Raw genomic sequence first — 18,107 nt, forward strand, 5'->3', positions numbered from 1 at the left:
CGTCACCGTATCGCAGGACGCGTTCAGCTCCGCCGCAGTCGCGCTCTCGAAAGACGCCGATCCTCGAGCGAATAGTACAGCCAGATCTCACCGTTGCGACTGGTGACCGAGGCGGCAAAGGCGATGTCGCTCGCCTCACGATCCGCCACCGGCGGCGGGGTGATCAGCGGCTCGATGCAGCGGTCCACGACGCGAGTCAGTTCCCGGTCGAACGCCACCCAGCCGATCCGCCACCGCGCATCGTGCGTCGCGCCGTTATAGAACATCACCGGCATCTCGGGGTCGTCGAGCAGCATCGGGCCGGTCGACAGGTGCCAATTGTCCCACCCGTTCTCGCGCGGCATGAACGGTGTCGGCTGCTCGTCCCACGGCCCATCCACCTTCGCGCCGATCGCGAGGCCGACCCGGCTCGCCTCGTCTGCGGCATATTCGTAGAACAGGCTCCAGCGCCCGTCCTTCTCGCGGTCGACCGTCGCTTCCTTGGTGTTGCCGAGCGACTTGGTCGACGCCAGCGCGACGCCCGCCTTCGCCAGCGCGTCGACGCTCGGCCCGACCGCATAGAACATCTCGCCATGCGCCATGTCGGCTTCGACGCCGGTGTAATAGACGACGTAGCTGCCGTCCGCCATTTTCACGACGGTCGGATCTTCCACCCCGCCCGCGTCCTTCTCGCCAGCGCTACCGGGCAGGATCGAGGGGTGATCGAGCATCGCGAAGTGGACGCCGTCGTCGCTCCAGCCCGCCCAGATGATCCCGGTGTCGGTCATCGGTTCGCCCGGACGCGTCACCGCACGGACCATGATCCCGAACCGCCCGTCCGGTTCCAGCCAGACATACGGGCTCATCAGGTCGCGCGCCATCAGGCGGTCCGGCCCGGTGAGATGGATGTCCTGCAGTTCGTGAACGTTGAAGTCGACGGCACCGGACGACGGATATACCATCACCTTGCGGTCGCCACTGACGCTGTCGCCGGGCAGCTGCGACCGGACGACCGGCACGCCGGGGGCGATCTCGGTCTGGTTGGTCGCCGCCGCTGCGGACATGGGCTTCGCGCGCGGAGCATTGGTCATGCGCCGAGCGCCTGCATCAGCGACAGGCCACCGTCGATCACGATCCGTGCGCCCGTGATGTAGGATGCCTTGTCGGAGGCGAGGAACACCGCGAGATCGCCGACCTCCTCGGGCCGCCCCGCGCGATCCATCGGAATGTTGCGTTCGAGCGTTTGTCGGTACGCCGCATCGGTGCTGGCGCGTTCGTTCATCGGCGTCAGGATCATCCCCGGCTCGATCGCGTTGACGCGAATGCCGTTGGGGGCCTCCTCGATCGCGAGCGTCTCGATCAGGTTGGTCAGCCCGCCTTTCGCCGCGCAATAATCCGCGCCCCCGGCCCGCACCGCATAGGCGTGGATCGACGAGATATGGATGATCACACCCGGGCTGTTGGCGGGCCGGTCGCGGACGAACCGGCGCGAGGTGAGGAAGGCGCCGGTCAGGTCGGTGTCGAGCATGCGCTGCCACTGTGCCATCGTCATCTGCCGGACGGGCACGCCCGCCATGTTGATCCCGGCGGAATTGACCAGCACGCGCACCAGGCCGAACGCCTGCTCGGCTGCCGCGAACGCCGCCTCGACCGACGCTTCGTCGCCGACGTTGCACTGGATCGCAATCGCATCCCCGCCCGCCGCCTTGACCTTCGCAACGGTGTCGCTGCCGTCGTTCCCGGTGTCGTGGAACAGCACCGCCACCCTGTCGCCCAACGCGCCGAACGCAATCGCGCACGCCGCACCAATCCCGCTTTCTCCGCCACTTACCAATACGCATCGACCGATCGTCATTGCATCGTCCTCTTCGCACCCGATGCAATCCTATCGCCGCGCGGGTCCGTCCGATCAATTCTCAACTTTGTCATGTTGGGAGGGGTGCGGCGGTTCCCCTCACGCCGTCGACAGCAGCCACAGCGCGAGCAAAGCCGTCATGGGAATTCCCAGGTCATAAGCGATCGCCTTCCAGACCCCGCCATAGATTTCCGTCGCAGCGATCGCCTGCGTCTGCCGCTTGATATGGGTGCACCCGAAGATGACGGCGGCGAGAACGAGAATAGTCGACGTTTGTGCGGCGCCTTCTGCGGCAAACCACGTCCAAACGGGCGCATTCAGCGGTCGGACGGCGTAAAACAGCGCGCATATCAGCACCGAAACGACGCAAATCTCGCCCGCCGTTTGCACCGCGTAATAGCCGAACGGGGGCGGGTCGACGGTTCCATCGCCAATCGTCCGGTCGATGCCGAAGGCGATCCAGCTGACCGCCGCCCGCATCGCGGCGATCCCCAGGAAAAGGATGCAAGAACAAGCCGCTAACACCATCGGGGCGCCAGCGGTGGTGAAGGCGGCATCCCAATATCCGGCGGCAGTTCCCATGCGGGTCAAGGCCGCCTCGACGATCTTGACCGCCGGAGACAGCATCACGTTCATCGCAGCGACCCACAGACCGGCTGCCACCCCAATTTCAATGCGCCCGAATTTCCCATGCGATTGCAGATACGTACGATAGCGAGACGGCGTGAGCCACAGCGGGATCAACACCAAACCAAGCTTCTGGAGGACCCCGGATCCCGTCACGGCATCGCGCAAAACGCGCATCGGATCGCCCCGATACTCCGAGGCTTTGTTCCTCAAGCTTGCGATATCGAACGCCATATGCCGCCAACCTCCGCAGGATCGCCTGTCTCTACAGCAAGTATAGAACGAAAAGGGAACGGTTGGCAAGGGGCTAGAATATTGCGCTTTCTCAGGCCGCTACGGAGTGGAGTGCCGCCATCCGCGACACGAACGGACCGGTCTCGGCAAGCGGCACGGGGCGGCTGTAATAATATCCCTGCGCGCTGTCGCACTTCTCCGCCGCCAGAATATTCAATTGATCCAGCGTCTCCACCCCCTCGGCAATCGACATGATCCCCAGGCTGCTGCACAAACCGGTCACCGCACGGACGATCGCAAGACTGTCGCTGTTGGTGCCGAGCTCGCGCACGAACGACTGGTCGATCTTGACCCGATCGAACGGGAAATTCCGGATGTGGCTGAGCGACGAATAGCCGGTCCCGAAATCGTCGAGCGAGATCAGCACGCCCAAGCGCTTGATTTCCTTCAATTGCGTGATGACGCTGGCGGTGTCCTCGAGCATCACGCTTTCGGTAATCTCGAGTTCGAGGCGCCGGGGATCAAGCCCGCTGACGCGTAGCGCGCGCGCGACCAGCGCGGGCAGGGTGCCCGACTTGAACTGAACCGCCGACAAATTGACGGCGATCTTGACGTTTTCCGGCCAGCACGCGGCGTCGTGACACGACCGCATCAGAATGACCTCGCCAACGGCGCCGATCAGTCCGATCTCTTCACAAACGCTGATGAATTCGCCGGGGGTAATGACCCCCCGTTCGGGATGGTACCAGCGCGCAAGTGCCTCGAAACCAACGACGGTCTGCGTCTCGATATTGATTTGCGGTTGATAATGGACCTCGAATTCGTTGGAATTCAAGGCGCGCCGCAACTCGATCTCGAGCTCACGGCGGCGCGTCGCGAAGACGTGCATGTCCGGGGTATAGAAGCGGTAATTTCCGCGTCCGTCCCGTTTCGCACGATACAAGGCGAGGTCAGCATCGCGGAGCATCGTGTCCGGGTCGAGCGCCTCGACCGTACCCATCGCGACGCCGACGCTCGCGCCGATCTGGATGTGGTGGCCGGCGATTTCGAACGGCTGCGTCAAGGTTTCGATGATGCGCCGACACAGCTGCTTCACCACGCGATCAGACGTAACATGTTGCACGAGGATCGAAAACTCGTCGCCGCCGAGACGGGCCACGACGTCGTGTGGACGCACCAATGCCACGAGCCGGTCTGCAACCGCAACCAGCAGGGCATCGCCAACCGGGTGTCCCAACGTGTCGTTGACGAGTTTGAACCGATCGAGGTCCAGGCACAGCATCGCGCACCGATCGCCGCGGCGGGCATTGCGCATCATCTCCGCCAGTCGTTCGTGGAGGAGTGTCCTGTTGGGCAGATCGGTCAGCGCGTCGTGTCGCGCAAGATGCGCGATCTGCGCCGACGCGTTGCGGGCCTCGGTAACGTCGGCAACCGTGTCGAGAAAACCGCCATCTACCAACTGGTTGCGCTCGATCGTGATCGTCCGTCCGTCCGGCCAGCGCTGTTCGATCTTCGCGCCGGGATCGGATGCGATATCGTGATACTCGCGGATCAAACGGCGCTGCGCGGTCGGCGTACCGATCGAAAGGCAGGGGCTGCGCTCAAGTGTCTGATCCAGCGTCAGTCCAGCGGGCGCTTCGCTCAGGCGATAGATGTCGAGGAAGCGCTGATTGGTGAGAACCAGCCGCCCGGCCGGGTCAAAGAGCGCAAGCCCCTGATTCATATTGTCGAGCGCAGCCTTGAAACGGACGTTCTGGAGCGCGCTTTTCGACAGCGCTTCTTCCAGTTCTTCCGCCATTAGCCGGTTCGCGCGGTCGGTTCGCCGCCGATCGACATCGGTTTCCGCATAGGTTTCGGAGACAAGCGCGAGCAGCCGATCGACGTCCACACCACCATCGGGAAGCCGGGCCCGCTGAACCTGTCGCGCCAGGGTCTGGTGCAACGGCGACGGTCGAGGATCGATGGTTGCCATCGAAGGTGTCATTCGCACTCGCCGATCAGCGTGATCGTCATCGTCTGGTTGTGGAGGCACGGCACCCCGGTCACATTCTGTGGCGCGATTTCGCCATAGGAATAGAAGCCGGCAAGCGCGATGTCGGACCCGACCACAGCCGAGACCGCCATGATCTCCTCTTCGGTACGCTGGCCCATCAGCAACCGGCGTCCGACACAACTGATCGCCAGGCAAGCCGAGGGAGCAACTCCCCACGTTCCGGCGTGATCGGCGGCATGCTGCGCCGCAGTCGATGCGCCCCCGACCAGATCGTCGAAGATCCCGCGCATCAGCCGCGCCTTCCACCCCTGCGGCATGTCGCCCGCAAAGGTCAGCGTGCCCTTGTCGCGATCGATGGCGAGGAGCGTGCGGACCACGCGGTCGTCGGGTCTCACAGGATCCCAGATTTCGAGCGGATACAGCAACCCGGATGCAGGTAAATTCTCTGCTTCCTCACCGAGATAGCGTTCGTACAGCGCAAGTGCGGGTTCGTGGTCGAGTCCGCCCACTTCCGATTCGTTCGCGTCGCTGATCGTCCGAACGGGCCCGAAGGGCTGCCATTCTCCGGCGCTGCCGTGCGCAAACCGGACATGCTCGCCGTAGAAGCCCACGGCGGCCACCCCGTTCGAAAGACATTCTCCACGCGCCAGGACCCGCGTGTCAGCAAAGCGCGGCCCATCGCCCGCCAGACCGCCGCTCAGGGCAACGCCGTCTCCGACCCCACTGCGCAAACCGGCGACCAAGGCGCTGCCGTTGACGTTCAAGCCGCTGGACAGGACGAAGATCCCCGACAACGTCTCGTCCGCAAGTTCCTGCGCAAGCGCGACACCCGTTGCAAACGAGCAATCCGGAGAGGGAAGTGGCTGAACGGCCAATTTGAGCCTCGTCTTCGCGAAGCCCATGCCGAGGATGACGACCGCGTCGTCATCGAGCCGATTGTCCTCGACCATGGTTCCCGAACTGCAGCCGATCAGGAAGGCGTCGTGGTAACGGTGAACCAGATCGTCCCTGAACCCGGTGTCGGCAAAGCGCCCGGTTGGTGCGAAGACGATCACCAGATCGGGACTTGCCGGAAACGTCTCGGTCGGGTTGCCACCGTTGATACGCTTGGACCACACAGCCAAAGTCCTCAGAAGAAACCGGTAAGGCGATCCTTTAGCGTTCCATTCGTTTCGGCTTCATTGGCAGGGCACTAAGGGCAAACCCGTATAGAACGCCGTGGCGCCGGTTGAAGCGCTTCCCCGCACCGGCTTGACGAAAATCCGGCCGCGGAAGGTACACTGCTTTGCAGGGGCGCGGGCAAACGCGCCGTGGCAATGCTCGGCGAAAACGCATGGCGCCGGACCACCGCTCGGATGCGTCCGGTCTGGTATGAAGATTGCGACGGCGGCGACGTGCTCAGATTTGCGAATAAGGCGCGGGGGACAGGATCATGTTGTCGATTCCGGTCGTAATTTCCGGATCGGTCAATCCCGGAGTCGCAATGAGACGCTGCCACGCAGGGTCCTTACCGAAAATCCCCCAATTCCGTTCGCGCGTGGCGAGATCCGGAAAGGTCAGTAGGTACGTCAGGCTCGGCAGGCGGGCCCCGGTCAGGTCCTTCGCGAAGAAAACTGGCTTCAGTCCGGTACGACGGAAGATATCGATCTCGCCACCGGTGTCGAACATGCCGATCTTGGTCGTCCCGGCCTTGTTGTTGTGGCTGAAATACGTCCTGAGTTCGAAGATCCGCGCTGCGTTGTTCCTCGTGGCGTCTGGAATTTCGACGTGGGGAAAATGGGGAAACGCTTCCATCAGCTTGACGTCCAACGCCCTGTACGGAGGCCCTTCCGGCGTGGCGTTGGAGAAGGGCTCGGCGTCGCTCGCATAGGTTGGATCGGTAGCCAGCTTGTCGGGCAGGGCGAGGAAGTCGGCGATCGAGCGATGAGAAAGGAGAACGAGGACGCTCGGACTTCCCGGGCCGATGCTGACGGTGAATACCCCGACGGGTCCACAACCCGCGCGTCGCGCAGCCGGGATCAAGGCATCTTTCAAATAGGCGTCCAGCCGGATCCGCATCGTGCCATTCACCAGGTGATAGGTTCGAAGCTCGTAAACGTCCCGGGTCATCGTGGCGTTGACGGGCTCCGCTCGGGCCGCAGTGCTGGCCATGGTCACGCCACTCACGACCGCCCCCGCAAGCAGGGACCGTCGGTCAATCGAGTACGGCATCCTATTCTCCCCGGAGTCGCGTTTCCAGGTAGGAACCCGATGCGGCAACGATCGTCAACCCGGCGCCGAGAGTGGACCGCAGATGGTCGAACCAGAGGAAAAAGGGTCATACTCTTAGGCGCATCGCGATCCGTCCCCTTGATTGTCAGGAACGCAGGGCACGGATGGGCGCTGTGCGGCTGAAAAGAAGAGCGCGGGTGTTCTATCGACCGTCCTCCGGTTCGACGCCGCCTATGGTATGGCTCCTCGCCCGAAGCAGCTGCATCGGCCAGCGTCGCTGGGAGTGTAAAACCTCTGCCTTGCCGTGCCCCGCCAATGTCTCAACGACCGCATCGGCGAGCGCCAGTCCAAGCGCCTCCAGGTCCAGGGTGAAACAGGTAAGTTCCGGCAACAGGCTGCGGCATGCCGGATTGTCGCGCAGCCCGATCACGGCAATGTCCTGCCCGGGCTCCAGCCCCATCGCCCGAAGCGCGCGATACGCGCCCACCGGCGCGGTCTCCCCCATCAGCAGCAAGGCGGTCGGCCGGTCGGGCAACATCATCAACTCGCGGGCGGCGAACTCGCCGTCGCTCTCGTCAGTGTCACCGGTATGGATCAGCACTGGGTCCCACGCGATCCCAGCCGCTTTGATCGCCGCTGCGTAGCAGGCGATGACGATCTGGCTGTTGTTAATCGTGGCGGGCGGAGCGACCAGACCGATCCGGCGATGGCCGTTTGCCACGAACAGCGCGATCGCCTCGCTGACAACGGTTTCGAAGTCGAGATCGATCGAGGTGAACGGTCGCTCCGTTTCCGATCGACCGAGCGCCACGAAGGGAATGTTCTGTTTCTGCAGCAAGGCGATGCGCTCGTCGTGAACCTGCGTTGCCGACAGCAACCAGGCATCCACGGTTCCGCGCGAAACGTGGCGGCGCAGGAACGTGAACGAATCTTCTCCTTTCCGCGCCAGCAGGACGGCCAGATCCAGTCCGTGTTCCGCCAAACCGCTTTGCACGCCTTCCCACAAGGCCATGAAGAACGGTTCGCCATGAACCGCGCTGTCGTGCTCAAGCGTAAGCATGAAGCCGACCGTTCCGGTACGCCCGCTGCGTAGCGTTCGTCCGGACTGGTTGGGCGTGTAGCCGAGCGTGTTCGCTGCCTCGATCACGCGCTGGCGTGTCTGCGGGTTCACGTCCTTGCGGTCGTTGAGCGCACGGGAAACCGTGCCGATCGACAGGCCGAGGTGCGTCGCAAGAGAACGGATATCCATGCCTCTCAATTGGGCTTGCGCCGACTTTACGCAAGCGGATTGACAGCTGGAAGGCGAACGACCAAAACGCTCCCGAAAACGTTTACGGTCGCGCTTAAGACGACTCGGAGGATGGTTGTTTGGATACGTTGATTCTTGAATCGCGGGCGATAGCATGGACTTATGACGGGGTCTGGCTGCGGATCGAGGCGTATGGCGTCGACGGCCTGCGCGTGCGCGCGTCCGCCCATTCCGAGCGCCCGGCCAGCCCTGGCGCGCTGCTTGAAGTCGCCAGTTCCGCGCCCGTCATTTCCCGGAACGGTGCCGTCGCACGGATCGAGAACGGTCGCATCGTCGCGGAAGTGGACCTCCAGGGACGCGTGCGGTTTCTCGATGCGGACGGACGATTGCTGCTCGAAGAGAAATGGCGGCAGCGCGACACCGTCACGAAATTCTGGACGGTCGGTACCGAAGACGTCCGGATGATCAGTGCGCTCGGCATTGCCGGTCGGGAGTTCAAGCCAGTGTCCGGGGAGGTGTCGCGCATCACTGTCCGGTTCGAGGCGAAACCGGGCGAGCGTCTTTTTGGCATGGGGCAGTATCAGCAGCCCAATCTCGATCTTGCGGGCTGTTCGCTGGAACTGGCGCAACGCAATTCGCAAGCCAGCGTGCCTTTTGTCGTGTCCAGCGAGGGCTACGGCCTGCTGTGGAACAGCCCCGCGATCGGAGACGTGAATTTCGCCGCCAATGGCGCCACCTGGACGTCGCAAGCAGCGCGCGAAATGGATTACTGGATCACGGCGGCCGATACACCCGCCCAGTTGGTCCGCAATTACGCCATGGTTACGGGCACCGTGCCGACCATGCCGGATTTTGCGCTCGGCTTGTGGCAAAGCAAGCTGCGCTACCGCACACAGGACGAACTGCTCGCGGTCGCCCGCCAATATCGCGATCGCGGGATCCCGCTCGCGGTCATCGTCGCGGACTTCTTTCATTGGCCGGTTCAGGGCGATTGGCGGTTCGATCCGCGCGAATGGCCAGATCCTGCTGCGATGACCGCCGAATTGAAGGCGATGGGCACGGAACTGCTGGTCTCGGTCTGGCCCACGGTCGATCCGCGGTCGGAGAATTACGCGGAGATGGCCGAGAAGGGCTATCTCGTCCGGACCAAGCGCGGCATTGACGTGCAGCAGGAATTTCTCGGCAACACGCGCTTCATCGATCCGACGCACCCGGGCGCGCGGGCGTTCCTATGGGATCGGCTGAAGCGCAACTATCTCGACAACGGCGTCGGCCTGTTCTGGCTGGACGAAGCCGAACCCGAATATGGCGCCTACGATTACGACAATTATCGGTATCACGCGGGCGAAGTGCTGGCGGTCGGGAACGCTTATCCGCTGCACTTTGCCCAGGCAGTGGCGGACGGTATGCGCGGCGAGGGCGCGCGCGAGGTGGTCAGCTTGATCCGCTGCGCTTGGGCGGGAAGCCAGCGGTACGGGGCGCTGGTCTGGTCGGGCGACATCCACAGCTCGTTCGACGCGATGCGCAACCAGTTGAGCGCCGGGCTGAACATGGGGATGGCCGGCATTCCGTGGTGGACGACAGATATTGGGGGTTTCCACGGCGGGAATGTCGAAGACCCTGCCTTTCATGAGTTGATGGTGCGCTGGTTCCAATGGGCGGTGTTCACGCCGGTCCTGCGCATGCACGGCCACCGCGACCCGATCACACCGCCAGCCGAGCCGTTCCGCGACGGCGTGGCGCAATGTGACACGGGTGCCGGCAACGAACTGTGGAGCTTCGGCGAGCCGGTCTATCAGGTCCTTAGCCGCTACGCCGCCCTGCGCGAACGATTGCGCCCTTACGTTGCAGGATTGATGGCTGAGGCCCATGCGCACGGCGACCCGTTGATGCGGCCGATGTTCTACGATCACCCGGGCGACGAACGCTCATGGGCGCTGGACGACCAGTATATGTTCGGGCCGGATCTTCTGGTCGCGCCGATCCTCGCCGCGGGCGTGACCGAGCGCGACGTCTGGTTGCCGGCCGGCGATTGGGTGGATGCTTGGACCGGCGAAGCTCGTGCCGGCGGGGAGACCGTCCCGTGCCCGGCACCATCGCACCGAATTCCAGTGTTCGTCCGCGCGGGTGCGGCAGTGGCGGCGGCCTTCGCCAACGCCTGAAATTGACCGGACACGCGCAAAGCGGCCGATGATTGGAGAGGAAGAATGGCAGTGACAGCGTTAGCGCAGGATGGCGGAGGGAGCGGGATCGTACCGCTTGCGACCACACCCGTGGAGCGCGTGCCGTTCTTCGAGAAGGTCTGTTACGGCTTTGGCGACGCTGGCGGCACGATCATCACCGGGCTGATCGCCAATTTCCTGACCTTCTATTACACCGACGTGTTCGGGCTCGCCCCGGGCATCGTCGGGATCCTGTTCCTGTCGTTGCGCGTGTTCGATGCGGTTTCTGACCCGCTTATCGGCATCATGGCGGACCGGACGCAAACGCGCTGGGGCAAGTTCCGCCCCTATCTGTTGTGGACGGCGATCCCGGTAGGCCTCAGTTGCTTCCTGACCTTCCAGTCCCCGAACTTCGGCTATGACGGCAAGGTCGCTTATGCCGCCGCGACCTATTTCCTGCTCGCACTATTCTATTCGCTCAACAACGTGCCCTATTGTGCGCTCATCACACGCATGACCGATAGCGCGCGCGAGGGCGTGTCGTGCCAGTCGGTGCGGTTCGCGATGGTCGCGGTGGCATCATTCGCGGTTTCGGTCGGGCTTCCGATCATGGTGCGGCAGCTCGGCGGTGGGGACGTCGCGCGCGGATACCGCGACGGCGTGGCGATCCTGTCGCTGGCCGCGGTGGCGATGTTCCTGATCTGCTTCCTGTTCGTGCGCGAGCGTGTGCCGGAAACCGGCGCCGAGGAGCCGCCCCTTCGCGTCGCGATCGCCAACACGCTCAAGAACGACCAACTTCGTCTGACTTTCCTGATGACGCTGCTTCTGATTGGCATCTTCAACACCAAGGGCGGCGCCGCGCTCTATTTCATTACCTATGTCCTGAGCGGCGATGCCACCTATCAGGCGTTGTTCTTCGGCACCGCCACCGCGGGCGGCTTGCTCGGGTCGATCGTCGTGCAGGCCTTCACCCGCCGCTTCGACGTCAAGACGGTGTACGTCTGGGTCAATCTATTGCTCGTCGTAGGGCATTTCGGCGCGTATTTCGTGCCGGGTAGCTACCCGATGCTTTGGCTGGTCCTGGTCGGGCTGTGCTGCACGGTGTTGGGCTGCACGCTGCCGTTGCACTTCACGCTGATCCAGCTGGCCGACCAATATGGCGAGTGGAAGCTCGGCATGCGGTCGTCGGGGATGAGCTTCGCGTTCAACCAGTTCTTCGTAAAGCTCGCGTGGGCGCTGGCGGGCGCGCTGATCAGCGGTGTGCTGGTGATCGTGTCGTACAAGGCGGGGGCAGGCAACCAGACGCCTTCTTCGCTGACAGGGATCCGCCTGCTCTCCACCGTCATCCCCGGCCTGCTGCACCTCGCGCTCGCGCTGACCGCGAGCCGCCTGATCCTCAGCCGAGCGACGATTGACCGCATGACCGCGGCACGCGCGGCATGACCTTTTCCCTCTCCACAGCGGACTTTCCCGACATGGCCTCCTCGCGATCCCGCCCCACCGTCAAACTGCTCATCGCGGCTTTGCTAGGCTCCGCTGCCGTACCAGGCGTTGCACAAACCGCGCCTGAGCAACTGACGGTCGATCTCGGCAGCGATACCGGGCCGTTCCACGGCGGCGCCTCGGGCACGCTGTATGGCCTGTACGATGCCCGGCTGCCGCAACCCAATCTCATCGAGGGGATTGCACTGCGCACCGTGTCGACAAAGGCGCAGGACGGGCCGCAGCATCCCGGCGCGGACGCGCTGGAAGTCTCGACGCTGCTGACCGACGCTTCAGGTGGCGACACCTACATCTACATGACCGACATCAACCGCGAGTTTCCCTACAATTGGAAGACCGGTGACTGCGCGCAATCGGTCACCGCTTATCTCGAGAAACTGCGAGCACAGGCGCAACAGGTGCGCGGCATGGCGCCGCGCTACCGCGACCGGATCGTCTTCGCTCCCTTCAACGAGCCCGAGGGGAACATGTTCGGGGATGGACCCAAGAGCTGCAACGGGATCAAGTGGCAGACCAATCCGACCGTGTTCTTCGATGCATGGGACCGTGCCTATCGGCTGATCCGTCAAATTGTTCCCGGTGCCCGTATCGCAGGTCCGAACACCAGCATCCTCTACGACGAGGTCGAGGGGTTCCTGAAACACACGGTTGCGCAAAATACGGTGCCGGACGTCGTGACGTGGCACGAACTGAGCAACCCCGCGACCGTGCGCACCAGCGTGCGGAAGTATCGGAGCTGGGAAGACAAGATCTTTGCGGGCACGCGCTGGCAGGGGCGGCGTCTGCCGATCAACGTCAACGAATATGCGTATAATTATCACACCTCCGTCCCCGGCCAGATGGTCCAGTGGATTGCCGCGATCGAGGATTCGAAGATCGACGCGGACATTGCGTATTGGAACATCGACGGCAATCTGAGCGACTCTGCCGTCCAGGCAAACCGGGGCAACGGCCAGTGGTGGCTGCTCAACAGCTATGCGACGATGAGCGGGCACAGCCTCGCCGTCACCCCGCCGCACCCGGATGAAAGCTACACGCTCCAAGGTGTCGCCACGCTTGACCCGGCGCGGCGGCAGATGCGGTTGCTGTTCGGCGGCAAGACCGGCGCGGCGAAGGTATCGCTTGCCAAGGTGCCGGCGTGGTTCGGCACGACGGCGCGAGTGCGTGTCCGCCAGATCGGCTGGACCGGGCCGCTCGGCGATGCGCGCCCGCCGGAGTTGGTCGCGGATCGCAGCGTGGCGATTGACGGCGGTGCGGTAAGCCTCGCTTTCGGGGATGGAACGCTACCGGCGCTGCACGAGGAAGCGGCGTATGAGGTCGTACTCACGCCTGGCAGGGGCGACGCACGAGCCGACGCCCCGACGATTGGATGGCGACAGGATTATGAAGCCGAGAAGGCGACCCGGCGCGGCACTGGACTGAAGGTGCGCGGTCCGGAAGGGTCTCCAAAGGCCGTGGATCGGTTCTACACCTCCGGCGGCTATTCAGTCGAAGGGATCGCGACCGGCAACGATGCCGCGCTCGACTTCGCGGTCGATGTGCCGGCGGACGGACGCTACGCCCTGCGGATCCTTGCGAGCACCTTCAACAAGGACCCCAAGGCTGAGACGCAGGGGCCGACCAACGTCTTCCTGCGCATCGATGGCAGGGCGGCGGGCGAAGGCGAACTGTTCCTGCCGCTTGGCTACAAGCCGTCGGTGCTCGACCATGTCGATACGGTAATTCCGCTTAAGCGCGGGCGTCATGTGCTGACGCTGGCGACGAAGAGCCTCGATGGACGGCGGCGGACGATCGGCAACGCGCTGGTCGATCGCATCACGCTCGCGACCGCCCCAACCGCGGGGCAGGCGACCGTTTACGACGGTGTCGATGCGACGGCGAAAGACGGTAAGCTGACGTTCTGGGTCTATGCCGCACAGGATGGGCTGGCTCGGCTTGCGTTGGACGGTGGCGACAAACCTGCGCTGCAAGTCAACGGACGCGATCTAGCGGGCGGCGGCGTCGCGGATGCGTTCCTGCTCGGTGGGATCAACAAGGTCGTGGTTTCCGGCGCGTCGTCGGTCCAACGCCTCCGCGTAACCGAATTGTCGGCGGGCACTGGCCGGACCTATGAAGCCGAAGCGGCGAAAGTTGCTGGCACCGCCCGGGTCACTGCGGCATCGCTGGCGAGGGGCGGACAGGCTGTGTTCGACATCGGCGGCGCACCGGGCAACGGCAACACGCTGACCTTCCCGGCGGTCACGGTTGATACGGCCGGCGATTACGCGCTGACGATCCGCTTCTCGAACGACGAGCAGTCCAAGGCCACGCATTACAATCCCGACCCGCTCGCACGGATCGCGCGCATCTCGGTCAACGGCGCCGCACCGGTTCTGGCGACGTTCCCCAACAGCTTCCACCGCAACAATTGGTGGGAGATGACGGTCCCGGTGACGCTGCGGGCGGGCACCAATGCAATCCGCATCGCAGGCGAGGAACAGCCCGACTGGGACGGCAAGACCTACGCCTCGCAAGTGTGGCCGCAAGTGCTGCTCCGCTCGAAATACGCCCCCAACATCGATCGGATCACCGTCACGCGATTGCCGGGCATCGCCACGACACCGGCCAAATAAACCAAACATAAAATCCAAGGGAGGAAAGAACATGAACATCAAAGCACTCGCACGTCTTTCGGCATCCACCGCGACGCTGATGATCCTCGCAGCGGCTGGCCCCGCCTTTGCACAGCAGCAACAGCAGCCCGTTCAGCCCGAAGCCGGGACCGACGGCACTCCGGTGCCCCCGGCAACCGCAACCGCTGACGGGGTGGCGGCGGACGATATCGTCGTCACGGGTCTTCGCCGAAGCTTGAGCAGCGCGCAGAACATCAAGCGCAACTCCGACGCGATCGTCGATGCGCTGGTCGCCGAGGATATCGGCAAGTTCCCGGACAACAACGCCTCGGAGGCAATCGCGCGGATCACCGGCGTGCAGGTGACGCGCTATCTCGACGAGGCCAATGGCGTGCTGATCCGCGGACTGCCCAACGTGCAGACGACGGTGCAGGGGCGCGAGATCTTCACTGCCGACGGTCGTTCCGTTTCGATCCAAGATTTCCCGGCGCAGGCGCTGTCGCGCGTCGAGGTCTACAAGGCGACGACCGCAGACAATCTGGAAGGCGGGATCGCCGGTCTGATCGACGTCGGCCTGCGGCGTCCATTCGACTTCAAGGGCTTCCAGCTCGCTGGCGCCGCGCGCGGCGTCTACAACACCGAATCCCGAAAAGTGGATCCGATCGGCAGCTTGCTCATCAGCAACCGCTGGCAGACCGGGATTGGCGAGATCGGCGCGTTGGTGAACGTGTCCTTCACCCAGACGCGGTACCTCAACTCGGTCCGCTATCAGGGCTTTCAGGATAACGTCCCCGCGGCGCAGCAGGTCCTGCCAGCATCGGTCGGCCGCAACTTCACCTTTCCGCAGGATATCGGGCTGTTCTACGGTCGCGGAACCCGTCAGCGGCCTTCGGTCAACGGTTCGTTGCAATGGAAGCCCGCCGACAACCTGACGTTCTACGCCGACGGTCTGTGGCTCGCCTATCGCAACAAGACTGCCAACGACTTCTTCGGCGTGCCGATCCAGTCCAGCACCACCGGGGGAACCCCTCCGACGATCCGCAACGCCGTGTTGACGCCGGACGGCACGACGCTTGCGTCGTTCGATACCGATCTCGGTATCGTCAACGGACCGACGAAACAGGCAGGCCGTAACAACACCGACACGTTCCAGGGCGCGCTTGGTACGAAGTGGGATATCGGCAACGCCGTCATCACCAGCGATCTCGCCTATACAAAGTCGATCGTCGACAACACCTATTATGAGTTCCAGACGCAACTCGCCAATCCGCTGTCGCTGGCGGTGCGGCTGAACGCACAACGCAGTGTCGACTTCACCCCGAGCGGCGTCGATTTCGCCAATCCGGCGAGTTACTACATGCGGGGTCTGTACGAGAACCGCCAGCGTTCGGAAGGCCAACAGTGGCAATGGCAGGGCAACATTGCGCTCGACACCGGCTCGTCGCTGTTCCCCAAGTTCCAGTTCGGCCTACGCTACGCCGACCGCACCGCCAGTTCGGTCTATGGCGATCGGTACGCATCGCTTGCCAGTCTGCGCGACCCGATTTCGCGCGTGCCGGGAGTCTCGGACGGGGCGGTCATCGAACCGGGATTTCATAACGACGACGTTCAGCAGTTCCGGTCGTGGTTCGCCCCCAATTCGAACATTTTGAACAACCGTATCAACGACGTGCGCGACTATGTGCGTGATGCGCTGGTCCGCTCCAACGCGGATGCCGGAACGCAGGCGACATGGGCGTCGGGGCGGCCGATGCTCAATCCGCTGTCCGCGTTCAAGGCACGCGAGCAGGTGTTCACCAGCTACGCACAGGTCAAATACGCCTTCGATATCGGCATTCCGATCGACGGCGCGATCGGTTCGCGCGTCATCATCACGCGCAACAAGCTGAACGGCACCAACTCCATTCCGACCGCGACCGGCACGGCATTGGTACCGATCGACTCCTCACAGCAGTATATCGACATCCTGCCGAACATCAGTGCGCAGTTGCACTTCACCGACCGATTGAAGTTGCGCCTGTCGCGCACCGAAGCGCTCAGCCGGCCAGGCTTCAATCAGATCAACCCGACGCTGACCGTCCAGCAGGGAACGATCGGCGGCAACCTTTCCTATACCGGCAACGGCGGAAACCCGGAGCTTCAGCCGATCCGCTCGAACAACTACGATGCCTCGCTGGAATATTATTTCTCGCGGACGGGATCGGTTTCGGTCGCCGGCTTCTACCGCGAGATCAACGGCTTCATCAATTCGTTGCCGCAGGTGGTCAGCGTGCAGCCGTTCGGCGACATTCTGGTCTATCGCCCGTCCAACGCCGGCTCGGGCAAGATCAAGGGGATCGAAGCCGCAGCGACGACCTTCTTCGATTTCCTGCCTGGAGCGTTGCGCGGGTTCGGTGCGCAGGCGAACTTCACGTACATCGACGGCGAGCAAACGCTCCAGTCCGCCGCCAATTTCACGGGGGGTAAGAACACCTTGCCGGGCGTGTCCAAGTACAGCTTCAACGTTATCGGCCTGTACGAGCTCGGGCCGACCAGCGTGCGCCTCGCCTATAATTATCGCAGTGCCAACGTCGATGGTTTCGGTGCCCCCGGCGTGTACACGACCGTCTATTCGGGCGCAGTCGGGCGTCTCGATTTGTCGGCCAGTTACAATCTGACGGACAAGGTAACGTTCACGGTGGATGCGACCAACCTGCTGCAAACGCCGTACTACAGCTACGTAAAATCGCCGGAATATCCACGGGACGTCCGGTGGGAGGCGAGCCTGATCTCGGCGGGTGTCCGCTTCCGTCTGTAGTCGACGATGGGGGGAGGGCGGACGTGTTCGCCCTCCCGGCCCCCGGGAATCATCTGGCGATCAAATGGAACGGCACATCGACATAGCTTGGATCTGCGCCGCCCAGTCCGACATCAAAACCACACGCACAAGGCGGCACCACATCCTGATACACACCAGCGTCGGCCCCACTGATGGAAACCCTGATCCGGTGCCCTGTCTTGATCCGCGCCGATAGCGGAAACATCACGAGAGAGACGGTTTCCATCCGACCCGGCGGCATCGGCGCATAATCGGCACGTGCGAGGGTCTGAAAGGGGCCAGCTTGCCAATAGGGCGGGGGCGAGGCGCTGATCTTCCTCCGGCTCAACCGCAGTACGCCTTCGGTCAGGTACGTCACCCGGCCATCGGACGCTACATCCTCCATATAGGCATGAACGACGCCGTCGGGTTGATCCGAAGCGAGTTTGAGCGCGACGACCGGATGGCCCGTCACGTCTGCGTCCGCCGTCAGCGGCGCACTGGTGAAGGACAGCATCTTGCCGGCTTGGCCAGTGCGGTTGTCATAGACGACATCTCCGCCGCCATTCTGCGTTGCCCAACGATTGGCTGGCCCAGTGGTCGCATCAAAATCGATGCGATAATGTAAGGTGGCGGGTGCGGTTGGTGTTCCCGACCCCAATGCCAGCCCTTTGTCCGGCGTCAGGTAGAACCGTTTGAGGTTCACGTTTTGAGGTGGCCATTTGCCAACCGTTTGCCACTGTCCGTCCCCCAGGGTGGCATAGGAGATCGACTTGGACGCGCTGCACAAGCGATCCGTCGGGTTCGGCTGGACGTCTTTCAGATAGCAATCGAAAAAGCGCAGCAGGGTCTCTTCCTGTGCCGCCATGTCCGGACTGGCGAGAG

At 63.3% G+C, this 18,107-nt stretch carries 12 protein-coding genes; 4 read left to right on the forward strand and 8 right to left on the reverse strand.

Going from position 1 to position 18,107, the window contains the following annotated elements; all coding sequences use genetic code 11:
- Nucleotides 1-23: 23 nt before the first annotated feature.
- From QBJ92_RS19595 to QBJ92_RS19625, 7 genes are all read right to left on the reverse strand, one after another.
- The gene (locus QBJ92_RS19595) at nt 24-1,070 is read right to left on the reverse strand and encodes a glycosidase (RefSeq protein ID WP_277971365.1); all 1,047 of its coding nucleotides are present in this window, start codon (nt 1,068-1,070) and stop codon (nt 24-26) included.
- Nucleotides 1,067-1,834, reverse strand: a complete 768-nt coding sequence (locus QBJ92_RS19600; protein WP_277971366.1) for an SDR family NAD(P)-dependent oxidoreductase — start codon at nt 1,832-1,834, stop codon at nt 1,067-1,069. The genes QBJ92_RS19595 and QBJ92_RS19600 overlap by 4 nt, the downstream gene beginning before the upstream one ends.
- A gap of 99 nt (nt 1,835-1,933) precedes the next feature.
- Nucleotides 1,934-2,764 carry a hypothetical protein gene (locus QBJ92_RS19605; protein WP_277971367.1) on the reverse strand — a complete coding sequence of 277 codons (831 nt, stop codon included), beginning with the start codon at nt 2,762-2,764 and terminating at the stop codon, nt 1,934-1,936.
- A 22-nt stretch (nt 2,765-2,786) separates the two neighbouring features.
- Entirely contained in the window at nt 2,787-4,667 is a 1,881-nt protein-coding gene (locus tag QBJ92_RS19610; protein ID WP_277971368.1) for a putative bifunctional diguanylate cyclase/phosphodiesterase, read from the reverse strand.
- A gap of 8 nt (nt 4,668-4,675) precedes the next feature.
- Nucleotides 4,676-5,806, reverse strand: coding sequence for an FIST signal transduction protein (locus QBJ92_RS19615; RefSeq protein WP_277971369.1), 1,131 nt, complete (start codon nt 5,804-5,806; stop codon nt 4,676-4,678).
- Nucleotides 5,807-6,086: 280 nt separating this feature from the next.
- The gene (locus QBJ92_RS19620; RefSeq protein ID WP_277971370.1) at nt 6,087-6,839 is read right to left on the reverse strand and encodes an NIPSNAP family protein; all 753 of its coding nucleotides are present in this window, start codon (nt 6,837-6,839) and stop codon (nt 6,087-6,089) included.
- Between the two features lie 262 nt (nt 6,840-7,101).
- Entirely contained in the window at nt 7,102-8,148 is a 1,047-nt protein-coding gene (locus QBJ92_RS19625; RefSeq protein WP_277971371.1) for a substrate-binding domain-containing protein, read from the reverse strand.
- Nucleotides 8,149-8,267: 119 nt separating this feature from the next.
- On the opposite strand from QBJ92_RS19625, the gene QBJ92_RS19630 reads away from it, so the two are divergent.
- Genes QBJ92_RS19630 through QBJ92_RS19645 form a run of 4 tightly spaced genes read left to right on the forward strand, consistent with a single transcriptional unit; the run spans nt 8,268 to nt 17,222 of the window.
- On the forward strand, nt 8,268-10,310 hold the full coding sequence (locus QBJ92_RS19630) for a glycoside hydrolase family 31 protein (RefSeq protein WP_277971372.1): 2,043 nt from the start codon (nt 8,268-8,270) through the stop codon (nt 10,308-10,310).
- A gap of 45 nt (nt 10,311-10,355) precedes the next feature.
- A complete protein-coding gene (locus tag QBJ92_RS19635; protein ID WP_277971373.1) occupies nt 10,356-11,753 on the forward strand; it encodes an MFS transporter in 1,398 nt (465 codons plus the stop codon).
- Nucleotides 11,750-14,425, forward strand: coding sequence for a cellulosome protein (locus QBJ92_RS19640; protein ID WP_277971374.1), 2,676 nt, complete (start codon nt 11,750-11,752; stop codon nt 14,423-14,425). The genes QBJ92_RS19635 and QBJ92_RS19640 overlap by 4 nt, the downstream gene beginning before the upstream one ends.
- Nucleotides 14,426-14,456: 31 nt before the next feature.
- On the forward strand, nt 14,457-17,222 hold the full coding sequence (locus QBJ92_RS19645; RefSeq protein ID WP_277971375.1) for a TonB-dependent receptor: 2,766 nt from the start codon (nt 14,457-14,459) through the stop codon (nt 17,220-17,222).
- A 49-nt stretch (nt 17,223-17,271) separates the two neighbouring features.
- Here the strand turns inward: QBJ92_RS19645 and QBJ92_RS19650 are convergent.
- A partial coding sequence (locus QBJ92_RS19650; protein ID WP_277971376.1) for a CocE/NonD family hydrolase occupies nt 17,272-18,107 on the reverse strand: 836 nt, incomplete at its 5' end.

Origin of the sequence: Sphingomonas echinoides (genome assembly GCF_029623395.1) — a bacterium.
GTDB classification, from domain to species: Bacteria; Pseudomonadota; Alphaproteobacteria; order Sphingomonadales; family Sphingomonadaceae; genus Sphingomonas; species Sphingomonas echinoides_A.

Bases quoted from the DNA above. Each gene is read 5' to 3' on its own strand.
- QBJ92_RS19600 (WP_277971366.1), bottom strand. From the start codon at position 1,834: ATGACGATCGGTCGATGCGTATTGGTAAGTGGCGGAGAAAGCGGGATT.
- QBJ92_RS19595 (WP_277971365.1), bottom strand. From the start codon at position 1,070: ATGACCAATGCTCCGCGCGCGAAGCCCATGTCCGCAGCGGCGGCGACC.
- QBJ92_RS19645 (WP_277971375.1), top strand. From the start codon at position 14,457: ATGAACATCAAAGCACTCGCACGTCTTTCGGCATCCACCGCGACGCTG.
- QBJ92_RS19635 (WP_277971373.1), top strand. From the start codon at position 10,356: ATGGCAGTGACAGCGTTAGCGCAGGATGGCGGAGGGAGCGGGATCGTA.
- QBJ92_RS19610 (WP_277971368.1), bottom strand. From the start codon at position 4,667: ATGGCAACCATCGATCCTCGACCGTCGCCGTTGCACCAGACCCTGGCG.
- QBJ92_RS19640 (WP_277971374.1), top strand. From the start codon at position 11,750: ATGACCTTTTCCCTCTCCACAGCGGACTTTCCCGACATGGCCTCCTCG.
- QBJ92_RS19620 (WP_277971370.1), bottom strand. From the start codon at position 6,839: ATGGCCAGCACTGCGGCCCGAGCGGAGCCCGTCAACGCCACGATGACC.
- QBJ92_RS19625 (WP_277971371.1), bottom strand. From the start codon at position 8,148: ATGGATATCCGTTCTCTTGCGACGCACCTCGGCCTGTCGATCGGCACG.